The sequence below is a fragment of the Arenicella sp. 4NH20-0111 genome (assembly GCF_040366405.1).
In the GTDB taxonomy this organism is placed as follows: Bacteria; Pseudomonadota; Gammaproteobacteria; order Arenicellales; family Arenicellaceae; genus Arenicella.
The window spans coordinates 223,213-247,072 of record NZ_BAABWF010000006.1; the positions used below are offsets into that span (position 1 = coordinate 223,213).

The window sequence follows — 23,860 nt, forward strand, 5'->3', positions numbered from 1 at the left end:
CTGGCTTACGCAGACTTCTCCTTAGGCTAAATTACCTAGATCAAAGCGGTCTGCGAGACCCGTATCTTGTCAGTCAGTTAGAATGAATTAGGTTACTTGAGGGAATAGATATGAATAGAAAATTGTTTCGATACAAGCTTAGAGCTATGTTGATATTGCTGGGCTTTACGGCATTTAGTTCGGCCAGTGCAGTTGGCGCTAAGATTGGTATTATTGTATTTGATGGTTTTCTCACCAGTGACGTGACGGCCGCCGTTGAAGTATTTGGAGCAGCGTCTAAAAAGGCTTGGTTTTCGTCCTACGAAGTATTGCTTGTTTCAAGTGAGGGAAAGCGGCAAGTCACCTCAGAGGAGGGTTTAACCATTGTGGCTGACGCGCTGATAGATAAGACAATTGAGTTCGATGCACTGATCGTTCCCAGTGCTTACAAAATGAAACCACATCTGCGTAATACAGCGCTGATTGACTTCATTAAAAGACAGCATAAGCATGGTGCCTGGATGTCGAGCAATTGTTCTGGTGCTCTGCTTCTAGGTGAAGCTGGTGTGCTTGATAATAAACGAGCGACTACATGGGCCGGAGGCGAGAAAAAACTTGCTCGGTTATACAAAAAGGTAAAGGTCGTGGTCGACCAAAACGTGGTTGTCGATGAAAAATTGGTTACCACTAACGGTGGCCCTGTAAGCTATCAAGGCGCCTTAACTTTGCTAGCAAAACTGAGCTCCTATGACTATGCATTAGAAGTAGCCGATGCTATTCAGTTTTCGCGCCTAACTCCGTTTGTAAACTCTGAGTTCGAGCCAGAGGGTTAGCTCAGTTCTTGACAACCAATCTAAAAACGTCCGCTCAAACGACACGATGTGAACGGTGTAAAAACGGCGATCTACTTGCAGCCGTATTAGATTTTTTCGTTTAATATGATTTTGATCAAAAGATGATTCCAATCATCAGTAAACAATAACTCCTTGTTGTTCAAGGCAGCGATTCCAAATGGTCGACTTATCTGATTGTTTGCATAAACCCATTTAATGAACTCTTTCGGATTGTTTGAGGTTTCCCGAGTGTGATCCATTTCTAGCCTGATTGTTTTACGGCCATTGAGGCCTGGCCCATGCAAGTTTACCAACACCGTATTGTTTATGCTTATCAGGGCCAGAGGAGCACTGTGCGCAGGCAACTCAGAATAGGGTTTTGAATAGCCATCACAGTTTGAAATATATTTTGCGTAGGGCGGGCTTACTGTATTCTGGTTGTAACAGTATGGCCAGCCGTAGTGTTTGGGGCTTCTGGAAGAGCTTGACTCTAAGTCGATGACATTAAGTTCATCAGATGGAGTAGTTTGGTAGTCGAGACTATCTGTTTCTAGAGCAACGTTATCCCAGCCATTGTCACTGACCAGCAAATGCTCGCCTTGATTGATCGAAGTCATTCCCGATGACGACCTTAATCCATTAGCAATGGTTTTGAATTCTTGATTGACCTCTCCTTGAGTAATAGTGTGAACTCTAATAGAGGCGGTACCGTTTGATGACTCCGGGCAAGGGAAGTGCACGCTGTTTATGTCCGTTGAGGATTCACAATGATCGGATGCAGATGGGATGTGCACGAACAAAGAATCGCTAAAGATATGCATTGATACTAGTTTGTGCCAACCGTTGGTTGGAAGGTTTGTGAGCACGGCTTCGGTAACGATGTCCGTCAGCGAGGACGATGCTTTGAATCGAAAAACTCCTGTTCGGGCGGTAAAATAGATCCAAATCTGCCCGTTGTCATCCGTATGAGAATCTATGTCGTTAGGATCATCCAATTGTTCTATTATGGTTTCTCTATAATACAATCCCCCTTCCCGCTTATAGCGGTGGATTGCACCAGATCGTTCTCCGTATGTGAATAGGTCGGAGCCTTTGTCGATAACATAAATATCTTGATCGATAACAAGAATATTTCTTGGAAACTTAAGGTCATCATCAAGCAAAATGGCGCATTTAATTATGGGGTTGTTTTGCTCTAGCAATGGAAACCTAGTCCCATCACAGTCGTTTCCATGAGTAAGCTTTGAATTGCCGAATACCATTATCAGTACCCAGAAACACCGTGACCAAGGAATTACTCTGCGATGTACCTTCTTAGATGCTGCCATTTTTATTGCGATACCGATAAACTCAGAATGAATTATTAATATGTGGGGTATGTGTGTACTCTTAGTGACTTTATTGTTGCCAAGTATTATCCAACATTACCCTGTGGTTTATAGACCCGATGAAGCGAGCTATCCATACCAAAATTTGTCCATGCGGAACGGGCAAGCAATTTGAAAATTGCTGCGAACGTTTTTTGAGTAAACGTGAGATTCCTGATAGTCCTCTATTGTTAATGCGTTCACGTTACAGTGCCTTCGCTTTAGGGGGGTATGGGGACTATTTAGTAGAGACTTGGATACCTCGTCTACACGCAGGTTTGAGTTCAGCAGAACTGTCTGTCCGAGACGTAAATTGGGTCGGATTGACAATTCACTCACATCGGAGTTCAGCTGACCTTGGCGAAGTAGAGTTTAGCGCTTACTTCACCGACTTAGAACATAATGTCCAAGAGCATAGAGAGCTTTCCTCTTTCTGCCGTGAAAACGGGCGTTGGTTTTACGTAGAGGCATTGCGGTGAAGTGAGTTCCAAATTAATTGAAAGATCAATCGTCATCCATCGTTCTTAAGTTGTAGAGTTGCAATAAGGTTTTGGTGGCCTAGCAACTTAGTCGGTGCGGCGTTTTGGTGAGTCGCCAGGACACTCAATGGTGGTTGTTGTAAATTGTAGGTGGTTGGGCAATTTATGTCGGTTTAGCGGCCTTTGGTGTGATTGCGAGCAAAATAATGTTTAGGTGTTTTTTGTGCGGCCGACGTTTTTCTCAAATTATTTGTTCATGATCGACAATATTGTCTTTTCTGGTTTCACTTTATGTTGGATGACACTCGTTATACTTCAGCGCTTGTTTCCTGATTCCATCAGGCGACTCTTTATCTAAGAGACACATCAATGATTAAAAAGGTTTTTCTAGGCGCTATGTGCCTGTTGCTGTTGTTGGGCTTAGCCGGGTTTAGTATTTATCAATACAACAAGTCGCCGACTATTTTTGAAGCCAGTAATGCGGGATTGTATCAAAAACACGTTCGAGCCCCTTCATTGGCGTCTACTCGAATCATACAGTCTGGTAAGTTGGTTGGGTTCGATGATAGCTACGAAACGCACGCTTGGTTGGGAATTCCCTACGCTGAGCCTCCGATTGGGGTCATGAGATGGCGTGCTCCTCAACAAGCGAGCCCTTGGAAAAGCACATTCAAAGCCTTGAATTATGGTGAGCCTTGCGTTCAATATTGGGGAGTCCTAGCTGGCGTCGAAGGTTCCGCCGGAGAGTTGGTCGGAAATGAGGACTGTTTGACATTGAATATTTGGGCGCCTAAAAGTGCATCCAAGGATCGAAAAGTACCAACGATGGTTTGGATACACGGAGGCGGCAACGATTCAGGAAATAGCGCAATCTATCAAGGGCATCACTTGGCTGGGTCGCAAGATGTTGTCATCGTCACCATTAACTACAGACTCGGTTTTTTGGGGTGGTTTAGTCACGACGCAATCAGATCAACCGCTGGATCAGCTGAAGACGCATCCGGAAATTTCGGCACGTTGGATATCATTCATGCGTTAAAGTGGGTCAAAGATAATATTGAAGAATTTGGTGGTGATCCCAATAATGTCACGATCTTTGGTGAGTCGGCAGGGGCAAAGAACGTTTACTCGATGATCGCGTCACCGTTAGCTAAAGGGCTGTTTCATAAAGCGATTGCCCAAAGTGGAACCGTGGATACCACCTTGCTGACCTTGGCCGAGGATTTTCCTGAACAGCCCAACATCAAAGCTGTTGCAGGTCTTAGGAACAGCTCCAATGGATTGATAGAGTTAGTATTGAAAGACCAAGCCCCTTTACAAAGCTCAGATCAAATACGTGACCGAATGGCTTCCTTAAACGGCTCGGAATTGTTGAGTATTTTGAAGGCAGTACCGCCCCAAAAGCTCATGACACTGGCATCAGAAAACAGCGGGTCTGACTTGAGTTATATCCGAGTTGCCAGAGTACTCCGAGATGGGTACGTGATTCCCAAAGAGTCCTTATTGACTTTGTTTAAAGACCCGAGCCGATACAATAGCGTGCCTTTAATGACTGGGACCAATCGAGATGAGCAAAAGGTGTTCATGGTGCGAAATCCAGAATACGTCGAGATGAAGTTTGGTGTCTTACCGAGGATCAAAGATCCAGAGCGATATCAGGTGGTTTCTGATTACGTTTCTAAAAACTGGAAAGCGGGGTCAGTAGACGAGCCTGCGAAAGTTATCTCGAGAAATGGCGGTGAATCGGTATTTGCTTACCGTTTTGATTGGGATGACATGATGTCAAATTTCATTGCAGACATTAAAGGAGGGCTAGGTGCAGCCCATGGCATGGAGATTAATTATGTGTTTGGTGACTTTCAGGGTGGCCCACCGTTTCATATAGCCTACAACCGAAAGAACTCGGAAGGTAGACGGCAGTTAGCCAAAGCGATGATGAGTTATTGGGGAGCGTTCGCACATTCATCGTCACCCGGGTCTGGAAAGAATAAGGACTTGGTCAACTGGAAACCATGGCAATCTCAAGGGAATAATATATTGATCCTTGATGAAGTACAGGACGGTGGAATTCGAATGGAAGAAGTAAGAACAAACGTTGTTGATCTAAAGGAGGAATTGTACCAAGACGACATTATTTCCAGTCTTAAGGATAAATGTCAGGCCTACGCCTCCTTGTTTCTACATGGCTATCAAACCAGTGACTTTTGGGATGAAGAAGAGTACGAAAGCCTTGGCTGCACGTCTTTTCCCGTTGGCGCCTTTAGGCAAGGATAATAATATGCTTGTATTTCAGGTTGCCATCAATTCAGAAATGGCACGATCACTACTCCGTGGATAAGGAAAGCAAGAATTATGGCAATCAGCGGAATTTTGGTCAGGCGCAATGCGCTTAGCCCAGCCGCACAAAATATTAAGTCATACCAATTGCTCACGGCATTGGTGAGAACGGGCTGATAGAACGCTGCAATTAGCAGGCCTACTACGCAGGCGTTAACTCCAAATGTCGCGCCGTAGAATCCAGGCCTAGTGAGAAGTTTCCCCCAACTGTGTTGAAACGCTAGAATCAAGAGAAATCCTGGCAAAAATATAGCCAGTGTCGCCGTTATTGCTCCGCCCCACTGTGGTTCGCTTAAGCTTGCACCTAAGTATGTGGCCAGTGTAAACATTGGTCCAGGAACCGCCTGTGCAGCCGCGTATCCGGCAAGAAATTGATCGGCACTCAAATCTTGCCCCGCGGTATGTTGAAGTAGAGGCAATACGACGTGGCCTCCACCAAACACCAAGCTGCCAGCATGGTAAAAGTCGCTGAATAGATTCAAATTTTTTGATGCGCCTGCGATCACAGGCAAGCACACAAATAGGCAAGCAAATAGTATGAGTGCAGGCCAATTTATCTGAGTTGTTTCGGCTGGCCGTCCCTGTTTTGCTGACGATAGGTTTGATCTGTCGGCAAAGGCGCTCCCGAGCAGCGCAGCGCAGATAAGCGTAACTGTTTGTACGAGTATGCTTGGGGCGAGAATGAGTGAGGCAGCGCTCAAGACCATAATTAACTTGGTCAGCTTATCCATGCAAAAGGTCTTGAACATGGTGATTATGGCATCCGCGACCACCACAACAGCAACTAATTTAAGGCTGCTTATGACATGTTGTGTAAGCTGGTTGGGTTGTTCGTGGTCCAAATTCAAAGCAAGAGAGATCATGATGAAGAACGAGGGCAGCGTGAATCCTAAAAACGCGGCTATGCCACCGGCCAAGCCTGCTTTTTGCAGTCCAATCGCAAACCCCAATTGACTGGAACCCGGCCCAGGAAGAAACTGACTTAATGCCGTAAGTTGAGCGAATTTTTCCTGCGTGAGCCATTGCAGTCTTTCAACGAATGTCGTTTGAAAGTATCCGATATGTGCCGCCGGCCCGCCAAAACTAAGGCAGCCTAAAATTATAAAGCGCCAAAAGACTTCCAGAATGTTAACCATGGATTTGTGAGCTCAGTACAACGATTATTTCGATATGAAAAAGGTTCATATAGAGAGGAGTGGCTTATTGATCAGTGTGTGGAAAGTTGTCAAAAACAACCTTCCCAGTAAGAGGCCCTAATAGTAATATGAATCTTCACTTTAAGGAATTTAGACACAGTGTTATTTTCTTCTTACAGTCAGCGCGCGGCAAGCGAATTAGAGTACGACGTTTCTATGCGTATTTAAAAATTTGCTATATCGACGGTTCTCTGGCAGATTGAAGCGGGATAATACAATTTAACTAGAGGATGGCGATAAGAATGAATTCCCTGTCAACGCTAGCATTTATTTTAATTAACTTGGGATGCTTATCTGCATTTGTTGGCCTGTTGATTAAAGATGAGGTCAAAATGCGCTTAGCTCTGATGATTGGGGCTGTATTGTTTTTAGTAGGGTATTTGGATAGTAGTCCTACATTAGAACCTTATGGAACTGGCTGGGCGGCACTATTTGCATTGCTTAACTTAGTGTTTTTCATTAAGTTAAACATGGCAAATTCCACGGCAAAGTTTACTCAACGGGAGAAATTTCTGTATTCCGCATTTAGAGGAATGGAACCGGATGAGTTTAAGGAGCTGCTAGCAATAACCCAATGGCATGAAGCAACCGAACACGTCAAACTGACTTCTGAGGACCAAGTTTGCACTAACCTTTACTATGTTCTTCAAGGGAAAATTGAAGTAAGTAAAGACGAAAGCATGTTTACGCTCAATTCGAATACCTTTATCGGCGAAGTGGGGTACTTCTTACGGTCTGGAGCGAGCGCAACGACGATCGTTGAAAAGGGCGCTCTTTACGTTTCGTGGAAGGCGAAGGAGTTGAGAGAACTGGAAGCTAATGTGCCAGGGTTTCGAGCTACAATATATGAGCTGCTAAACAAGGATATGGCATTGAAGGTTGCTGCAAGTATGCGGTAACACAACAATGGCGCGCTAGGTAGCGTAGCAACTCCCTTACTAATACCTAAGCCAGCAGTATGATTCTAGCTGGCTTAGTGTTTTCAATTTTGTTAGTTCTGAATTTTATTTACCGTGGTCAGGTAAGAAGCCTTAAGTTGAATAATCGACTACGCTTCGAATGCTGGCTCCTTCATGCATTAGATCGAACGCGCTATTGATTTCAGTCAAAGGCATTTTGTGTGTGATAAGGTCGTCAATGTTTATTTTTCCGTCCATATACCAATCCACTATTTTGGGTACGTCGGTTCGGCCTCTTGCACCACCGAATGCCGTTCCTCTCCAGACTCTTCCAGTGACTAACTGAAAGGGGCGTGTAGAAATTTCTTGACCAGCTCCTGCAACGCCGATGATGATGCTCTCGCCCCATCCCTTGTGACAACACTCTAAAGCCTGGCGCATTGTATGGACGTTTCCGATGCATTCAAATGAATAGTCTGCGCCGCCATCGGTGAGGTCCATAATTGCTTCGACTACATCATCGACACTGCTGGGGTTAATAAAGTCCGTCATCCCAAACTGTTTAGCCACATCGACCTTCGACTCATTTAGATCAACGCCAATGATTTTGTCTGCGCCGACCATTTTGGCTCCTTGAATCACATTGAGCCCGATTCCGCCAAGACCAAAAACCACAACATTAGAACCTGGCTCGACCTTAGCATCGAAAACCACCGCGCCAACTCCAGTGGTGACACCGCAACCGATGTAACAAATTTTATCGAACGGAGCATCTGGTCGTACTTTGGCCAACGCTATTTCTGGCAATACTGAAAAGTTCGCAAAAGTTGAGCAACCCATGTAATGCAACAATGGTTTGCCTTGAAATGAAAATCGACTTGTTCCATCAGGCATCAAGCCTTGTCCTTGAGTGGAGCGTATTGACTGGCACAAGTTTGTTTTAGGGTGGAGGCAGTAATCGCACTCCCTGCATTCTGGCGTGTAGAGAGGAATAACATGATCTCCAGGTCTTAGTGAGCTGACACCGGCTCCTACCTCTCTGACTATTCCAGCGCCCTCGTGCCCCAAAATTGCTGGAAATGCACCCTCAGGATCGTCGCCGGACAATGTGAATGCATCAGTATGACAAACGCCTGTTGCCATCATCTCGACCAATACTTCTCCGGCTCTTGGGCCCTCTAATTGAACCGTTTCGATGCTCAATGGTTCGCCAGCGGCGAACGCGACTGCGGCTTTAGTGTCCATAATAATCTGTCTGTAAGTTACGTGGTAGTTGGTTAGTCGCTAACAATTATAGCTGTAACTTTTCAAAGCTGCGACTGAGGTTTTAGTTCCAATCTTAAATGTCACGGCCAGCAATCACGGTGCAACGTCCTGCATAAGGTTGTATGTTAGTGGCGGCGTGAGCGATGCGTTGTGCGACTCGTTCTACCGATGTGAATTGGCTGGGCAGCAGTGGTGAAATCATTGACGTCATCCAATCTAACCGAATTGCCTTTCCGTTGTCGAGTACTCTGCGGCCAGTTACCATGCCCGGTTGAATAACGATAGAACTGTGGCTTTCTGACTGAGAGGCGAACTCCTTTGCTGAGCGTAATGCCGATTGCTTACCAGCGAAGTAGGCAAATGACTTGGATTGCATCACGCCAGGTATTTTAGCGCCTAATAAAATTACTTTTTTCACGCCAGCCTGCGAAGCGCCTTCTATGGCGTTTACGCAAGCTGTTCCATTGGCAAAAAATTGTTTATCGTAGGCCTTTCTGGAAAAAGTTGGAAGTGGCGGCGAGCCTACTAAACACACCATAACGTCCGCCGTTTTCAATAATTCGATATTGGGTTTGCTGGCGTCACCTTTGCACCACCTAACGTCCTTTCCCCAGTTTTCTTCTTTTAAGTGTAGGGGTTTATGGCCAGTTCTACTTAAACAAACAACACTAGCTCCTGACGTGATCAGGGCATTCGAGGCGTGAATGCCAATAAAGCCATTGCCTCCATACACGATTACTTTCGGTGACTTTTCCTCAATCATTTGGATACAATAAAGCATCTTGCGTCACAGTGAGGTGAGCTCATTGGCATGGGCTCTTTATTGTGTAGTTTGCAATATCCCCCTTTTGAGTGATTGCCAACGTATGTCTAGTTGGTTATAACAGTAGGTCGAAGACGTAATTTGCTGGGTATGGACAAACGGGTAGGCAGTTTTATGCAAAATATCGAGAATATGAGGGTACATTTTTATGGAGTTCAGGGAAGCGGCTCTATATTTCCGTCACGCGCGGAGCGCGATGAGGCGCGAGAGTTGTCCGATATCGATTTGCTTGAACAAATTTTCCAAGACCTTGAATCAGAAGGTGGCGCTGATAAACCAATCAACAAGTCCGTCGAGGATTTGTTAGGAGGACCAATCACGCGCAAGAATATTGCCAAATATAGAAAGCAATTTGAACTCAGTGAGAGACGCGTTTATGGCGGCTGGACATCGTGCTTTAGGATAGAGACTTCCGATGGTTATGATATCGTTTTTGATTGTGGCAGCGGGTTCCGAATTTGCGCTCAAGACATTGTTGATAAGTGGGAAATTTACGGAAATAGAGAACTGAATATATTTGGGACCCACGCCCACTACGACCATACTGAGGGCTTTGATCAAGCCGCGGTGTGCTTTGATCCTCGCAATAAAATTAAGGTGATAGGGAACTATCAATACCTCAAAGCACTTGATCAAAATTTAGGTATTTTTTCGCGACATATCGACATGGATTTGAAGGGGATTCAAACGCCACTCAATTACGAGTTAATGCCGTCGTCGTTCAGTTCAGTGGAAATACGAAATATGGAGCGTTACCCAATCCCTGAAACCAAAGATCCCACGGTTGGTGAGTATCACGATATTCTGGAGCCTGTCATTATCGGTAAAACAGTTATTCAACCTTTCGAAGTCTTTCACCCGGACCCTTGTTTAGCCTATCGAATTGAACACAATGGTAAAGTGTTTGTGTATTGTACCGATCACGAACTGCGTCGAGGGGATGACCCAGAACACCCATTGCAACTTGCTAGCCGAGAGGCAGAGGATCGTCTTAGAGAGCACTGTCAGGGCATCGATTTATTGTATCGAGACGGGCAATTTTTACGAGCAGAGTACGAAGGTGAACTAGGTATTGGGACTGCGTTCGGAGTTTCTCGAAAGGATTGGGGGCACAGTTGCTTCGAGGATGTTATTGAAATGGCCGACAGTTGTGATGTGAAAGAGACTTACATCGGTCATCATGATCCAAATAGGTCGTGGGCTGAACGGAATTGGATGGATGAGACATTAACCCGAAAGTCGGCTCAGATGGGGCGCACGATTGAAATGGCAAAGGCGGAAACTGTAATCGACTTGTAGGATATTCTCCTCAAGCAGGCAGGTAAAAGGCCGATTTTCAGGAAGAATTGGCGCTAAAACCGTGAGCTAGGCTACTAGGCTAGTTAAAGGTTGGGTTGGTGTTTACTCATACTAACTTCTTACTTACGTCTAAGAAGGCCTCTTCCACGCCGTGCCCAGTTTTTGCCGATGTCTTTATCCAGCTTGCTCCCTTGGGTAACAGTTGATTGATTTCTTGCTCACTCACCTCCCAGTCCAGGTCGCTTTTGTTAATCGCAATGGTGTAGGGCAAATCACCAATAGAAAGTTTTACTTTTTCGACCAGATCAAAACCTTTTTCAAAAGACTCTCTTCGAGTGCCATCCAATACCAGTATGTAGGCCGCTGAACCAGCTATGTAGTGCATAGGAATATCAAACACGTCTTCAGTGCCAGCAATATCCCAAAGGACCATTTTTAGATCGGTATCGCCTACTTTCAATATCTTGGTGTCCATCTTAACCCCAAGTGTGGCGTGATATTTTTCATCGAATACTTGATTTACAAAACGCGAGACCATGCTAGTTTTACCCGCGCCCCATAAACCAAGCATAGATACTTTTTTGCTTATCATTTTAGAATAGCTGACTAAATCCAATATTTACAAAAGCACATCGCTTTTGATAACAGTCATTTTATCGCGCGTCATTTCGTGCATTGAATATGGGATGCCCCCCATTCCTATACCCGACGCGTCTCGCCCTCCAAACGGCATCCAGTCGACTCTAAATGCGGTGTGGTCATTAACCATTACCGCCGTGGCATTGAGTTTTTGAGAAGTGTCTAAAGCATCATCTAAGCGCTGCGTAAATATTGAGGCTTGAAATGCAAATGGTAAGCCATTGGCTCTACTCAAGGCGTCTTCCTTATTGCTGTATCCATAAACACAAACCACTGGTCCGAAAATCTCTAATTGAGATACTTCACTTTCTTCAGCGGGATTCAACAGTACAGTTGGGGTGTAGCAGGTGTCACTTATTTTTTCACCACCCGATACTACTTTTGCACCACTGGCGCGTGCGGAATCGACCCAATCGGCGACCCGGTTAACCTCCTTCGGCGTAATCAGAGGACCGACTTCGGTATCGTGCTTTAGCTGGTCACCGACCACAAGTGCGTTTGCCGCTTGCGCGATTCGTTCGGCGAGTAATTCGCAATTTTCAGCGGGTGCGTAAACCCGTTGAACGGATACGCAGACTTGTCCCGCATGATAAAACCCTCCTTTACAAAGGCTCGCGATCATGTCGTCAAGCTTACTTGATGCCGATTCCTCAAACATTGACGCATCTACTATGACCGGAGCTGCGCCACCGTGCTCTAGTGCTGAACGAGTACCGGGTGATAGTTTACTTTGCAGCATCCAGCCAACTTTGGCAGAACCAATAAAAGAAAAGAAGTTAGTTCTGGAATCGCAGACGAGTTGCTCTGCGACTTGACGTGAAGGCAAGACCGCCGTGCACCAACCGTCCGGCAACCCAGCTTCGTGGAGTATTTCGATTAGCCTGAAGCAGGAGAGAGGGGTCAGTGCCGCCGGCTTAATCACAACAGGACAACCCACTGCCAACGCGGGAATGGTCTGATGAACGATCAAATTTAAGGGGTGGTTAAAGGCACTGACTGATACAACGGGCCCAATGGGCTCGCGGCGCGTGAACGCGATTCGGTTTGCAGATGAAGCTGTGTGCCCCATTGGAATCTCTTCGCCCTTAATCGCAGGGATATGCTCAATGGCCAATTTAACTCCATTGATAGCGCGAAGAATTTCAACTTTTGAGTCAATGTAGGGTTTGCCTCCCTCGGACGCAGCCAGCGCTGTAAGCTCTTCTATTTGGGAGCTCATGATCGTGACCACACGCTCTAAAATTTCGATTCTTTCATACGCTGGAAGCCAGCGGCGGCGATCGTTAAATAAGTCACATGCTTTGTCCATGGCGACAGTGACCTCTCGGTCACTGCTTTGCGGAATAGACTTAAGTAAGCTCTGATCAAACGGGTTAAAAACGTCAATGTCAGTCATAGAATTGCTCCTCAGTATCCCTAGATGATGCACGCACTTTCTTTAATTAGCACATTCAAAATAGAATGGTTAAGAGAGTAGTCCACAGGTAAGTCGATTAGGTGTACGCCTGGTGAGTTTAAGGCTGTGTCTAGAATTTGGTTAAAGTCTTCTGATGACGTTGGTCGATGACCGATGGCACCAAAGCTTTCGGCGTATTGAATGAAGTCCGGGTTTTTGAAATCTAAGCCAAAGTTTTCAAACCCAACGCCTTCTTGTTTCCATTTTATCATTCCGTAGGCGCTGTCATTAAGAATGATAACCACAAGATCAAGTTTCATGCGTACCGCGGTTTCGATTTCTTGAGAGTTCATCAAGAAACCACCATCCCCATTGATCGACACTACCTTTCGGTCAGGGTGAATCTGCTTGGCGGCCATTGCTGATGGTAAACCAGCTCCCATCGTTGCTAAGGCGTTATCGAGCAATAGCGTGTTTGGTTGGTAGCACTTGTAGTTTCGCGCAAACCAAATTTTATAGACTCCGTTATCAAGCGTGACTATGTCTTCATCAGAAAGTTTGTCTCTCAGAGTTGCCACTAAGCGTTGAGGTAACATTGGAAAACGCTCGTCTTCAAAGTACTTAGTTATATGGCTTTCCACTTCATCACGTACCCGTTGAAAATAGCTGTAGTCGCGGTCCTCAGGCATAGAAAGCTTGTCTGTAATATCCCAAATAGACGCAGAAATATCGCCAACAACATTAAGTTGAGGAAAGTAAACATCATCCATTTGCCCTGGAAAAAAGTTTAAGTGGATCACTTTTTTGCCACCTTTTTCCATGAAGAAGGGCGGTTTTTCGATCACGTCATGCCCGACGTTAATTATCAGGTCCGCTCGTTCGATCGCGCAATGAAGGTAATCGTCAGCTGACAGAGCCGCCGTGCCGATGTACTTATCGTGACGTTCATCAATAACACCTTTACCAAGTTGAGTGTTAAAGAAGTAGATGCCGGTTTTATCCACAAAACGTGTGAGTGCCTTACCTGCCATTTTACGGTTGGCGCCTGCGCCAATGAGCAACAATGGCATTTTTGCATTCTGGATCATTTCCACGGCGGCATCTACGGATTTAACGTCGGGGCTTGGGCGTCTATGGCCTACAACGTCAAACACGGTCGCATCTGTGTCTTCCTCAGCAATGTCTTCCGGCAGCTCTAAATAGGCAGCCCCTGGCCGTTCTTCCATTGCCAGTCTGAATGCCTCGCGGGTCATTGAAGGCACGTTATTGCCATCGACAATTTGTTCCGAGTATTTGGTGATCGGTTTCATAAGGCCGACCACGTCAACGATTTGAAAGCGCCCTTGCTTGCTCTTACGTATGGGTTTTTGTCCAGCGAGCATCACCATTGGCATTGCGCCCAGTTGAGCGTAGGCTGCTGATGTCACGAAGTTGGTGGCACCAGGGCCTAGGGTCGATAAACACACACCAGGCTTACCGGTCAGTCGGCCGTAGGTGGCGGCCATAAATCCCGCAGCTTGCTCATGTCGAGTCAAAATCAATTTAATCGAAGATCCTCGAAGAGAATCTAAAAAGTCCAAGTTCTCTTCTCCGGGTATCCCATATATATATTCGACGCCTTCATTCTCTAATGCTTTAACAAACAAATCAGATGTTTTCATCCTCGTATCTCCAGTTAGTTCCGTTTGACTCGTAATAGGATCGGTGGTGCACAACTTATATTGCAATCATGAGCTGACAGGAATTATCGCGTTAGGGATAAAACTTAACCGTGCGTTGCCGCATACCACCGGCATAGCCATGAAATTTAATAAAGATTGTGGGCTTATTGAATTAACTAAGCCTTTCTGTTTTATACCCTATCTTTTCGACCCGTATTTTTGGTAGCACGCTGCTCTCATTTAGATATTAGCGTGCGCTTTGGACCATTATTTTTCTCTGTAATAGCCTTTAGGAATGCTCGATCCAGCTGAGCAAAAATCCCAGTATCTAAAATAGGTGAAATAGGCATGTCGAATCAAGCTCATTGTCTCAAATCAATTGATTTTTTCTTACAAATGTGTGATTTTTGAGTAAGCTTAGTCCGTTAGCGTTTTTGCATAGTGAGTCAGGTTAAAGTTTTCGCTTTAAGTTTGGCTTATACGGGTGAAGGAGTGACTAAGTCAATAATAATAAGGTAAGGGCTGAGGAGCCATCTAAGCTTTCGAACTAAGAAGAATACGAGCTTGATTTGATCTGACGACGACCGTCATTAAGAGGATGTTCGGGTTAAAAATAAAAGAAGACTGACCATGAATTACTGGCACTGGAATGGCCTAAATGTATTCAGTCTAATCGTCACTTCGGTGTCGCAAGAAGAAGGATTTAGAAGGTAACTATTGGTGCTTAACGTAAGAAGAATAAACGCAGTCAGTGACGACTAAAAAATTAAACAACATATGAGGTCCAAGGGATATGTCTAGTGAGTCAAATGAACAATTAAGTGAATTTATGAAAGGGCTTGTTCGCCGCAATCCAGGTGAAACTGAGTTTCATCAAGCGGTAGAAGAGGTCGCAGCGACTATTTTGCCTTTCATTGCCGATAAACCACGATATCAGAAAGCGCAAATATTAGAACGCATGAGTGAGCCTGATAGAATGATTAGCTTCCGTGTCGCTTGGGAAGACGATGGCGGTAACGTGAGGGTAAATCGAGGGTATCGAGTTCAATGTAATAACGCGATTGGCCCGTATAAAGGCGGGATTCGTTTCCACAAAAGTGTCAACGCAAGTATTTTGAAGTTTTTAGCGTTTGAGCAGACTTTTAAGAACAGTTTAACTGGGTTACCGATGGGCGGTGGCAAAGGCGGGTCTGATTTTAACCCTCGCGGAAAGTCCGATCGAGAGGTGATGAATTTTTGTCAGGCATTCATGACCGAACTTGTTCGACATATTGGTCCGAATACGGACGTGCCTGCCGGTGATATCGGCGTAGGTGCGCGTGAAGTAAGTTACATGTTTGGCCAATATAAACGCTTAAAAAATGAATTTGTGGGCGTTCTTACCGGCAAAGGCCTCGAGTTTGGTGGAAGCGAAATACGGACCGAAGCCACTGGTTATGGGTGTGTTTATATGATGGAGGACATGCTTAACCATCATAAGTTATCGATGCAAGGGCAGATTGCCATTGTGTCTGGATCGGGCAATGTTGCGCAATACACGTGTGAAAAAGCCACGGAGCTTGGTGCTAAAGTCGTTACGCTGTCCGACTCATCTGGATTTATCTACGACCCTGAGGGAATTGACGCTGAAAAACTAGCGTTTGTGAAGGAGCTTAAAGGTGCTCGTCGCGGACGAATTAGTGAATATGCTGATGAGTTTGGTTGTGAATTTCATGAAGGACAACGTCCATGGGGAGTTAACGCAGACCTAGCGTTCCCTTGCGCGACTCAGAATGAAATAAATTTGGATGACGCAAAATCTTTGATTGCCAACGACGTTAAAGCCGTTTGTGAAGGCGCGAATATGCCTACCTACAAAGACGGTATTGATGCACTGCTCGCGGCTGGCGTATTGTTCGGACCAAGTAAGGCTGCAAACGCTGGCGGTGTGGCGGTTTCTGGCTTAGAAATGACTCAAAATAGTATGCGTTTATCGTGGGATCGTGATGAGCTGGATGAGCGTCTACGAAAAATTATGAGTGGTATCCACAGCAGTTGCGTACAGTATGGTGCTGGTCAACACGACACAACAGATCAGGTGGATTACGTGAAGGGTGCAAACATAGCAGGCTTCATCAAAGTCGCTGATGCTATGTTGGCCTACGGTGTGATGTAGCCGATTTTCAATGGCAATATTGTTAGACCGGTTCACAGCTCTTTGCTTTCTATGAGCTTGAGCTGGTCATCACGTTGGCGCTGGCAAAGGAATGTCAGCCCCAATTTCCGAGTATCCCTAAAGGACGGGTTTTAGGAATCGTAAGTTTGCGAAATTCTTTATGAAGAAGTTAATCAAAGTGACACAAACTGGGCGAGACTTCGCCTATCATGATCACAACTCGATTACTTGTTGAAAAAAACGATGAATTTGCAAAATAAGATAGTAGTGGTGACTGGTGCAGCCAATGGGATTGGTGCTGCGGTAGCGAGAGCGTTTTCAGCTAAAGGAGCTAGGTTGGTCCTGTCGGATATTAACTTAGAGGCTCTTCAGCCGTTTGCGGCTGAATTAAAGGCGGTTGCCGTTGAATGTGATGCGACCAGCGAGGCCGATATTCTCAATTTGGTTGCTCAAGCCGAAAAGCTTGGGCCCATTGATTTGTTTTTTTCAAACGCAGGTTATGCTGAAGGGGAACCCTCCCACGCAGCATCGGCGAGCAATGCCACTTGGGAAAAGAACTGGCAGTTACATGTTATGGCTCACGTGTACGCTTCTCGTGCGCTATTACCCAAAATGATTGAACGTAGTGAAGGTTACTTGGTCAATGTTGCTTCGGCAGCCGGGCTGTTGCAACAAATCTCAGATGCTGCTTATTCCGCAACTAAACACGCGGCGGTATCTTTCGCAGAATCATTAGCAATCAGCCATGCAGATGATGGGATTAAGGTTTCCGTAGTTTGTCCACAATACGTTAATACGAACATTCTCTCTCTTACTGAAGAAGAGCGTGCCGCTGAGCTTCCAGGTGTTATTACACCCGAAGAGTGCGCACGAGTGATTGTCGAGGGAATTGAACAAGAGAAGTTTTTGATATTGCCACACTCCGAAGTACAAGGGTATGTAGAGCATCGAGCAGTCGAGCGTGAGGCATGGTTGGATGGAATGAGACGCTATCGTCGATCGTTGCTCGACGGTGATGGGAACGTAGACTTTCGACGTATTTTCTCAAAGTAGACGAATTTGATTCGAAGCGCAAAAGACTCTGATTGGGATTCCATTGAACGGATCTACAATGCCACAAAGCTGGACGAACTTCGTTTTGATTCAAGGAATTTCGTCTTATTACGTTTGCGAGAGGATTTTGTTAGATTCACGAAGCTTTATGAATCAGCGATCATCGTGCATGAAGCTTTCTCTCCAAATTTAGATGGCGATATGGAGAGTCGTGTCGTTGCGTTCTTGGCGCGTTTTGAGAATGAAATCAGAGGGCTTTACGTTGAAGGTGCATACAGAAACCAAGGCCTCGCATCTAATCTTTTGGAATACACATTAAGCGACGCCACGTCAGAGGTGAGCTTGAGTGTCGCTAAGAGCAATGTTATTGCCCAGCGGCTGTATAAAAGTTTTGGCTTTAGCGTGAGTGGAGAATTCCTATCCACGTACAATGGGGTTGAAACTCACGCACTGACTATGGTGCGGTGTGGTGATCAGCCAACCGCCGCTGATAGCATGTAGTTCGAGGGTAAATCCTATCTTCATCGCTTACGCTGAACCTAGACACTCTCAAAATACGTGAGCGCGTAATGCTAGAGCGCCGGGTCTTTCTTGTATAAAACTGCTGTGAAACGAGGCTTTTCATGACGTTCCAAATGGTAAACAAGAGAGGAAAGGTCTTTTGACAATTCCATGGACCACACATTTGTAGATGCAGCCGGGATGAGCTGTTTGGTGAACGCATCCGCTGGGAAGGTCTGTTTTAATACCTCACCAACAGTCAACGTATTGCCCCCATAGTTTGTTACCTCATCGGGTGTGCCATCTGAATGGCGGTGATCGTGTTTAAATTCTATTCCATCCACTGTTTTTCTAATAATCCAAGTGCGAGAAGTGTCTTCCCCGACTGAAAAAGGTATTCGAATTTCCTCATTCGAACAGGTTTTGAAATCAGCCACCAATTCCTTGTCTTTAAAGCTATCTTGACCCTCGGTAGGGAAGGTCATTTCACCTACGAATCTAGATCCACATAAGGACTGCAATGTCGCGAAAAAGGCACTTTGCTCGTCGATGGTCGCGATGGATTCGGCGGTTGAAAAAGAACCGATGGAAAGATAAGTGGCGGATAAAATGGAAATACAAATGTTCTTTATCAAAACGTGCCTACTCCGATTGAAATTCATTGTTAAAAAGAGGGTGCGTAAGACGGGCTACGCACTGCTGTTTTACTCAGATTTAAGGAAGGAGCTTAGCATTGTTCTAAAATCATTTGGCTCAAAAGTCTCGTCGCTCTTGGTAAGTTGAAACCCCTTATTTAACATAGACTCTAGAGTAAGATTTCCTGGGTACTGATAGTGAATTGCATCCATCGCCATTAATGCTTGCTCTGCAGCGGTATAGTCTCTGTATTCGCCTCTGACCCCAAATTTCGCAAGCTCTATCAACATAAGCTGACTGCTATTTTTCGAAATAGTCAGACGTTTGAATTTCGTTTCCGCTTGTTCGGTCAACTGTATTACTTGATCGGCAGCTCTCTTTACTTCAGCAATTGAACTTCTAGATGCGACGTGTAAATCCTTGATGGCTCGCACAATTTTATCTTGAAAAGCTTTGTCGATCGCTCCACTTACCGCCGCCAATAGGATCAGGCTTCCGTCATTCAGTCTAATAGAACCAGGCTTTAGTCCAGCCGTGGTGGGGCGGTTCTGCCACCTTTGGTCGTCTAAAGGTTTATGGCAACTGTGGCAATTAAACAACGCTATTTCAGGAAATCCTTGAGGGTGATCCAAAAGACTTCCTGTTAGATTTTGGGCGGTAGCCCTGGCATGCAAAGCGGCGCCAATCAGCATTCGACGAATCGGCGTATCGGCATTTTTCCGCTCTAAATAATCGGCGTCAACGTCATAGTGTTGTGGTTGACGAGCTGTGAATGTATCTAATTCAAACCCCAGTCTAGGGTGTCCAGCCCCCATAATATTATGGTTGGCAAGCTTTTTACTATTCCCAACATGACATGAGGTACACAGTTCGGTTCTATTGGCGAGAGGTGCTGATGGATACATTCCATCGCTGATATTACGTGTCGCGCTATACGGAGTCAGTGTGTGCGTTGCCAACCATTTTTCAGAGCCTCCGTGGCAAGCTTCACACCCTACGCCATCGGTAATATGAAACTCATCGCCCCGCATTTCTTCGCGTACGTTATCTGCATGGCAGTCTAAGCATATATCAGCCGTTGCCGCGCTCTTGAGACCTAGATTCTTAGCGATTCGCTTCGATTGCTCATTCATAAGAGTCTTATACGACTGCGAATGGCGATCATTGAGTAGCCAGGTGTGATACTCATTTTGTCTTACGTTACTAGGCTCGCTCAAATTTCGAACGCCATGGCAAATTGCGTTACCACAGGTGGCAACACCCATGTGTTTGTTGTTATCGTATTGAGGTAAGACCTGCTCTGAATCACTTGCCGTCGCAAGTTGCAATGAGAGTGCCCCAACCATCAGGGCCATAAGAGCTTTTTGTATAAAGCTATTTTGCATCGACTCGTTCCTTATTATTCGGAGTATCGCTAACCGTCCAAATTTTACCCTTGGAGTTTTGATACATTTTCCGCATTTCTGCTTTATTCAATGGCCTTGATCCAAGCCTTCCGAACACCGCTATTTGCCCGCCAGTTTCATCAACACCTCGGTCTCGATCTAAGCCTTTGGACAGCGCAATTGCTGGAGACTTCGTTTTTTTCCAGGCAATGAGTTCCGGTTTAGGTTCAGGGCTAAATCCATAGAACTTCGGTTGTGAATCAGGAGAGGTGAGTTGAATGACTTTAAGGCCATTGGCACCGTCAGCGACATACGCAAACAAGCTCGCGTTGGTGCTTCCGACGACAACATCATGAGCGTCGTTAATTTGACCGTTAGCGGTGAACTTCTGAACCAGCTTCATCTTAGTTGGTTGCTTTACATCCACGATTGCCAGCCCTTCTTCTCCTGCGGCTACGTAGGCGAAGGTTCTAGCAACGTAGATTCGCTGTGCATTGCTCAAAGAAATTGTATTCTCTTCGAGCAATTCTGGCTCTTGGCCCTGAGTCACATCGATTACCTTCAGACCGTCGGCGTCCGTAACGAAGAGGTATCTAAATTGAAGAGCACTGGCTCTGCCATCATTCAAAGGTATGACTTTAACTAACGTAGGCTTTAGCGGATCATCCACATTGATTATGACCATGCCCGCGTCAGCAACAACGTAAAGAAAATGGCCGCCCATTGTTATGTGTCTAGCCCCATTGAGTATGCCGTTCTCATTCCAGACCGCATCTGCATGGAGGTTGTTATTTCGAAACTCTCCGTCGGCTAGGGTATTTACATCAACGAGTATCAACCCGCTTTCAGAATCGGTTATGAACGCGTAATTGTAAATCGGGTGGAATGGTTGTTCCTGGTTTACCTCTCTCATTAACTCGCCTTGATTTCGTTCGGGGGCGATATTCTGATTGGTAGGTAAGACCATGCAGGTAGCATTATCCGTCTTCACCTTAGTTTTTTGACCTGCTTGACTGAACGGCGCCGTGACGATTCTAAGGCTGTAACCTTTATTGGCTATATTGGCGACATCGTAGGCTCTGAAGCCTTTTTTGCCTTCGGCCACGAAAAGATATTCACCTCGTAACTGTAGACAGGAGGCTCTTCCAGATTTATGGCTGTGCTCTGTTTTTAGCTTTTGTTTACGTTGTTGATGTTCTTCAAACCAGTCGGGATAAGCGTACTTTTGCAGGTAGCTGCCTATTACCGCTTGAGGTTCTTCCCACTCCGTCACCTGAACAGCCGAAATGCTCTTTTCTCCACCAACCCAGGCATGGTAGCCCACAAAGTTGACGAAGTTAGTTCCTTGTAACAGGAGCTGAGCCATGATCGCGTTGTTGTCATTTTCTTCAGACAGGTGGCAATCGGTGCAAGTTTTGGTTTCTGTCAATCGCGTTGTGTGCGGAAAATGCGGCGCAAACGCTTGAGAGCTAAAACCACTTGATGCAATGGGGGGTTGTTGAATGTAAATTTTCTCACGATTTGCGTTGGTCGATGATAGAACCAAACCTGACGATGATCGTACAGGAGCAATTCTTCCTCCGTTTATATCGCCACGTCGCCCCAGTTGAAACATCTGATCGCGTGCTACTTGAGGGTTATACGTTGCGAAGTTTCGTGATTCACCGCCTTCATAATGGTGCTTAGGTGTTTTCCAGTTAGCTTCAATCGGGAGGTGGCATCCTGCACAGCTCGTTGTCCATGATGTATGGCATGAATAACATTCCATTTCTTCATCTTGATGAGCGCGATCTTGATAAGCAACGCCTGTTCCCCAAGTTTGCTCTTCCGTATTACTGCTAACCGTTTTGGCTCTTGAGGCCTTGGGGTTGTATTGTGGGTGGCTCGGGTTGATCGTATCCTTAACTAAAGACACTTCCCATTCTAGGCCTTCAGTTAACAATGAACGTTGTATCAGTTTTCCATCGACCCACTCGAAGCGCAACTTACCATCAGGGTTTCTTAAGGTAGCTAATTTATTGCCACCACTTGGCGAAGCCGGACCAGACGTTGTCAAAGTTGGGTATTTGCTTGCGGTTCCATGGCAATCAACACAATCTATCTCTACCGCGTTGGCGACTTCTCCGTAGATATGTCCATTGCCATGTGAGTCTTGTGAAAAGTGACAATCTGAGCAATGCATGCCCTTGTCGGCGTGAATGGAAGCCATGTGCACGCCTTTTTCGAACTTCTCAGGGTCATCGTCACGTATCTGACCACCTTCGGCATCGAGCAGGTTGCCGTCTCGATCTCGCTTATAGACCGCTCTAAAATTCCAGCCGTGACCGTGATAGTCGGCAAATTGAGTGTCTCTGAGTTTTGGATTCAGTTCAGAAACTTTAGAAAGAAAGTCGGGATCACCCCATTTACCGCGAATAGCGGCTTCTTCGGGGTTACGTTCATTGATTTTCCTGATTTTCGAATCCGATGGGTACTGTTGCTCTTCAGGCCACATGTGAGGAGCATCAGATTCGTAGTCCCACATGGTGTACCCAAGATAGGTATTAACGAACATGTTTGGCTGATGCATGTGGCAAATCATGCATTGCGATGTGGGAATTGCGCGTGTGAATTCGTGTTTAAGTGGGTGCCCTGACTCTCCTTTAGGAATCGTTGGATCTTTGGTTTGCGTAACTCCATGGTGGCCAAACTTTGCGTATGGGCCAGAATGTTTCGGGTCTCGGTCGTTTGCGTAGACCACATGGCACCCGGAGCAACCTGACGAACGGTAGTCACCCGGATTGTCATTGGTACCGAGAAACCACGAAATAGGGTCGTTAAGTCGAGTTTTCGTGAGATTTATAATCGGAACCGAGATGCGAGCTCCGGTTCCGGGTCCACGGTTTGACTGACGAATATCTGGTCTGCCTGGCTCCTCTAATCTTTGTAGCTGTCCCAAGGCGTTGGGCAGTCCTGTTTCTGGAAACAAATTACTGATATTGCGTCCGCCACGTTCAAATACTCTAAATACATCGCCAGGGCGTACCGTTTCCCATGCTGGCAGAGGAGCTAGTGAGGGTAAAACGCCATGTGCTTTAGCGAGCTGCTCTGGATTCTTCATAGGAGGACCTTCAATCGCGGCGCCGACACCTTCTCGTGTGTAAGCCTCTCCCAATATGTAGTTTTTGTAGGGTAGAATTCCGTTATTGTACGATGCGCCACCCCACAACATTGCACCAGTGGTCATGAGACTTCGCTTAGCGGCTTGAATGATGGGCAGGTGGCACGCTCCGCAAGATTCTTCAGCAATTCGGTAGTCGCCAGGGTTAACGAAACGAACGTATTCTGGGCTTTCCGTGTTGAGAATCGTGTAAGAGTGTGGTGGATTAGCGCTGGAAGGGTAGTGCCATGTTTTTGGCAATGTCGGTGTAACATGAGCTGAGTCCATCGCTGCTCTGTACGCAGCGTCATACTCTTTGTTGCCTTTAGAATGATCTTTGTTGTTGTGGCCAGGCTGGTGGCTTACTTTTTCCTCTGATTTACCAGACTCATTCGCATACCCATCAGATTTGCCTTTTTCCTCAGTCGAGATTACATGATGATCTTGAGTGTCGCTGGCCGTCCAAGTCACGTTTGCGTCGCCACCATGACAATCCGTACAACCCAGAATTACGGCGGGGTTGCTATGCATTGTATGTCTGTCCGTCGACGTGTGGCACGACATACACCCAATTGACTTAGAGTCTGCTTCGGTTTGAGTTTGAGACTTCGGCGCCGGAGGATAAAAAGGGTAGGACACGTCTACCGGAACTTCACCTCCGGCCGCTGAGGTTAAATTGCTCCATCCAATGCAAAGCATCGATACCAGAATAATCGCAAAGGAGTGCGACCCCGGTCGCTTTCTGCTTTGTTCATGTATCACGCTATTTGTCATTTGAAACTCGATATTTTTTGATTTCACAATTTTAGATTTTTCT

At 45.9% G+C, this 23,860-nt stretch carries 18 protein-coding genes and 1 pseudogene; 9 read left to right on the forward strand and 10 right to left on the reverse strand.

The genetic code is table 11. The annotated features are described in order from the left end of the window. Window positions 1-110: 110 nt before the first annotated feature. Window positions 111-812, forward strand: coding sequence for a DJ-1/PfpI family protein (locus tag ABWW54_RS13840; protein ID WP_353412960.1), 702 nt, complete (start codon window positions 111-113; stop codon window positions 810-812). 86 nt (window positions 813-898) lie between these two features. On the opposite strand, the gene ABWW54_RS13845 is transcribed toward ABWW54_RS13840, so the two are convergent. Beyond that, window positions 899-2,140 (reverse strand): PQQ-dependent sugar dehydrogenase family protein, encoded by a 1,242-nt coding sequence (locus ABWW54_RS13845; protein WP_353412962.1) that lies wholly within the window; start codon window positions 2,138-2,140, stop codon window positions 899-901. Window positions 2,141-2,259: 119 nt separating this feature from the next. On the opposite strand from ABWW54_RS13845, the pseudogene ABWW54_RS13850 reads away from it, so the two are divergent. From ABWW54_RS13850 to ABWW54_RS13860, 3 genes and pseudogenes are all read left to right on the forward strand, one after another. Next, a pseudogene (locus ABWW54_RS13850) lies at window positions 2,260-2,331 on the forward strand (SEC-C metal-binding domain-containing protein); the annotation flags it as partial. 3 nt (window positions 2,332-2,334) lie between these two features. Next, on the forward strand, window positions 2,335-2,658 hold the full coding sequence (locus ABWW54_RS13855; protein WP_353413031.1) for a YchJ family protein: 324 nt from the start codon (window positions 2,335-2,337) through the stop codon (window positions 2,656-2,658). A gap of 369 nt (window positions 2,659-3,027) precedes the next feature. Beyond that, on the forward strand, window positions 3,028-4,932 hold the full coding sequence (locus tag ABWW54_RS13860) for a carboxylesterase/lipase family protein (protein ID WP_353412964.1): 1,905 nt from the start codon (window positions 3,028-3,030) through the stop codon (window positions 4,930-4,932). A 26-nt stretch (window positions 4,933-4,958) separates the two neighbouring features. Here the strand turns inward: ABWW54_RS13860 and chrA are convergent, their stop codons facing one another. Further along, complete coding sequence (gene chrA, locus ABWW54_RS13865; RefSeq protein WP_502907819.1) at window positions 4,959-6,122, reverse strand: chromate efflux transporter; 1,164 nt, start codon at window positions 6,120-6,122, stop codon at window positions 4,959-4,961. Between the two features lie 311 nt (window positions 6,123-6,433). On the opposite strand from chrA, the gene ABWW54_RS13870 reads away from it, so the two are divergent. Continuing rightward, window positions 6,434-7,090 (forward strand): cyclic nucleotide-binding domain-containing protein, encoded by a 657-nt coding sequence (locus ABWW54_RS13870; RefSeq protein WP_353412968.1) that lies wholly within the window; start codon window positions 6,434-6,436, stop codon window positions 7,088-7,090. Between the two features lie 132 nt (window positions 7,091-7,222). Here the strand turns inward: ABWW54_RS13870 and ABWW54_RS13875 are convergent, their stop codons facing one another. Both ABWW54_RS13875 and ABWW54_RS13880 read right to left on the reverse strand, forming a co-directional pair. Next, a complete protein-coding gene (locus ABWW54_RS13875) occupies window positions 7,223-8,335 on the reverse strand; it encodes an S-(hydroxymethyl)glutathione dehydrogenase/class III alcohol dehydrogenase (RefSeq protein WP_353412969.1) in 1,113 nt (370 codons plus the stop codon). Window positions 8,336-8,429: 94 nt separating this feature from the next. Next, on the reverse strand, window positions 8,430-9,119 hold the full coding sequence (locus tag ABWW54_RS13880; protein ID WP_353412971.1) for an SDR family oxidoreductase: 690 nt from the start codon (window positions 9,117-9,119) through the stop codon (window positions 8,430-8,432). A gap of 174 nt (window positions 9,120-9,293) precedes the next feature. Here ABWW54_RS13880 and ABWW54_RS13885 point away from each other — a divergent pair, with 174 nt between their 5' ends. After that, window positions 9,294-10,478 (forward strand): MBL fold metallo-hydrolase, encoded by a 1,185-nt coding sequence (locus ABWW54_RS13885; RefSeq protein ID WP_353412972.1) that lies wholly within the window; start codon window positions 9,294-9,296, stop codon window positions 10,476-10,478. 106 nt (window positions 10,479-10,584) lie between these two features. Here the strand turns inward: ABWW54_RS13885 and ABWW54_RS13890 are convergent, their stop codons facing one another. From ABWW54_RS13890 to ABWW54_RS13900, 3 genes are read right to left on the reverse strand one after another with little or no spacing between them, the layout of a single operon-like run. After that, complete coding sequence (locus ABWW54_RS13890) at window positions 10,585-11,070, reverse strand: Rab family GTPase (protein ID WP_353412973.1); 486 nt, start codon at window positions 11,068-11,070, stop codon at window positions 10,585-10,587. Window positions 11,071-11,097: 27 nt separating this feature from the next. Continuing rightward, window positions 11,098-12,513 carry an aldehyde dehydrogenase family protein gene (locus ABWW54_RS13895; protein WP_353412975.1) on the reverse strand — a complete coding sequence of 472 codons (1,416 nt, stop codon included), beginning with the start codon at window positions 12,511-12,513 and terminating at the stop codon, window positions 11,098-11,100. 20 nt (window positions 12,514-12,533) lie between these two features. Further along, the gene (locus ABWW54_RS13900) at window positions 12,534-14,174 is read right to left on the reverse strand and encodes an acetolactate synthase large subunit (RefSeq protein WP_353412977.1); all 1,641 of its coding nucleotides are present in this window, start codon (window positions 14,172-14,174) and stop codon (window positions 12,534-12,536) included. Window positions 14,175-14,967: 793 nt separating this feature from the next. Here ABWW54_RS13900 and gdhA point away from each other — a divergent pair. From gdhA to ABWW54_RS13915, 3 genes are all read left to right on the forward strand, one after another. Then, complete coding sequence (gene gdhA / locus ABWW54_RS13905) at window positions 14,968-16,329, forward strand: NADP-specific glutamate dehydrogenase (protein WP_353412979.1); 1,362 nt, start codon at window positions 14,968-14,970, stop codon at window positions 16,327-16,329. A 243-nt stretch (window positions 16,330-16,572) separates the two neighbouring features. Further along, window positions 16,573-17,382 (forward strand): SDR family NAD(P)-dependent oxidoreductase, encoded by an 810-nt coding sequence (locus ABWW54_RS13910; protein WP_353412981.1) that lies wholly within the window; start codon window positions 16,573-16,575, stop codon window positions 17,380-17,382. A gap of 6 nt (window positions 17,383-17,388) precedes the next feature. Further along, window positions 17,389-17,883 (forward strand): GNAT family N-acetyltransferase, encoded by a 495-nt coding sequence (locus ABWW54_RS13915; protein ID WP_353412982.1) that lies wholly within the window; start codon window positions 17,389-17,391, stop codon window positions 17,881-17,883. A 71-nt stretch (window positions 17,884-17,954) separates the two neighbouring features. On the opposite strand, the gene ABWW54_RS13920 is transcribed toward ABWW54_RS13915, so the two are convergent. The 3 genes from ABWW54_RS13920 to ABWW54_RS13930 form a co-directional block, all read right to left on the reverse strand. After that, on the reverse strand, window positions 17,955-18,518 hold the full coding sequence (locus ABWW54_RS13920; protein WP_353412984.1) for a hypothetical protein: 564 nt from the start codon (window positions 18,516-18,518) through the stop codon (window positions 17,955-17,957). Between the two features lie 69 nt (window positions 18,519-18,587). After that, window positions 18,588-19,904 (reverse strand): multiheme c-type cytochrome, encoded by a 1,317-nt coding sequence (locus ABWW54_RS13925; protein ID WP_353412985.1) that lies wholly within the window; start codon window positions 19,902-19,904, stop codon window positions 18,588-18,590. Further along, window positions 19,894-23,742 carry an LVIVD repeat-containing protein gene (locus ABWW54_RS13930; protein ID WP_502907820.1) on the reverse strand — a complete coding sequence of 1,283 codons (3,849 nt, stop codon included), beginning with the start codon at window positions 23,740-23,742 and terminating at the stop codon, window positions 19,894-19,896. Before ABWW54_RS13930 ends, ABWW54_RS13925 begins: the two co-directional genes overlap by 11 nt. Window positions 23,743-23,860: the final 118 nt, after the last annotated feature.